This is a genomic window from Moorena sp. SIO3I6, assembly GCF_010672095.1.
Map to the genome: position 1 here is coordinate 1 of NZ_JAAHHU010001692.1, position 1,069 is coordinate 1,069.

The 1,069-nt window shown below is 46.7% G+C and carries 2 protein-coding genes and 1 pseudogene; 1 reads left to right on the top strand and 2 read right to left on the bottom strand.

Annotated elements, in window-relative coordinates; all coding sequences use genetic code 11:
• A pseudogene (locus tag F6K49_RS52345) lies at positions 1-257 on the bottom strand (Uma2 family endonuclease); the annotation flags it as partial.
• 151 nt (positions 258-408) lie between these two features.
• Here F6K49_RS52345 and F6K49_RS52350 point away from each other — a divergent pair.
• Positions 409-687, top strand: coding sequence for a LapA family protein (locus F6K49_RS52350; RefSeq protein ID WP_293025635.1), 279 nt, complete (start codon positions 409-411; stop codon positions 685-687).
• Positions 688-698: 11 nt separating this feature from the next.
• On the opposite strand, the gene F6K49_RS52355 is transcribed toward F6K49_RS52350, so the two are convergent.
• Positions 699-1,069, bottom strand: a 371-nt coding sequence (locus tag F6K49_RS52355; protein WP_293110976.1) for a hypothetical protein, incomplete at its 5' end; no start/stop codon positions are given.

Here is a 1,069-nt window from a genome sequence, read left to right on the forward strand (position 1 = left end):
TCTTTTTCCTGAGTCATGGAACGAGTTGGCTGAAAGAAAATACCCTTTTCCGTCAGAAAGGTTGTGATTAAGTAACCGATGATACTGGCAAAAATTTCGTGTTCCCGTCCTGGCATCAGAATCTCGATTATCCCATCATAGTAGAACAGCCGTACTCCAGGAGAACCATCAAATCCCTTCTGGATGAACTTAAACTGTTCCCAGGTGCCATCATGGACAATGCGTTGATCGGTGGTTTGGTCGAGTAGTGGGGGCATCCCTCTCACCTCGGGCTATTCTTACCAGCAATTGTGGCACAGGGTTGGCAAGCCAGATCAACCTGTTGACGGAAAAAGGGATTCTATGGGCTACTGTGCTAGAAAAAAGAAGACATAGAGTCACACTAGTCACCAGAAACTAGTAACCATAATGAACTATTCCCATATCAGAATTCTTGGCTTACTTCTGACATCTCTGATAGTTGCGATTTGGATTAGTGCGATCGCTATTTTCTCGATCCAAAATATCACGGAAGTATCCGTGAAGTTTTTAGTCTTCGAGTCAATTGATCTGCCAATCGGTGTTGTCTTGGCTGTTAGCGTTGGTATTGGTCTTCTTGGGGGAGCGATCGCACCTCTAGTGTGGCAGCTTTTGGGGCAATCCTGGAAATTCCGAGACTCTGAGGATGACCTATATTACGATGACTAGACGTGGAGAATCTATTCGTAGTCGATCCGGTCATAAAGTCTATCATCATATTGATGAGACATAAACTCAGAGCGCCGTCTCGCTGGTAGGGAAGGAGGAACACTAGAGTAGGGGTGTTGGACGACGTAAGTTGTACGAGGAGGACGCTGTGGTCGTGAGAGCAAGGCTAACCCCCCAATCACAACGGCACCACCACCAATGGTTACGGCCATACCGCCAAGTCCCCAAAGTATGCCTGACATCAGGGTATTTGCCGTTTGATTAGTGGTTTTACGATTAGGGATTAGTTGCTCAGGAGCCCTGATCACACTGGCATCAACCTGAGCAGTTAGATTGTCTAGCAGTAACTGCTGATTGTGAAGTTGGGCTTTGAGCTGTTCAG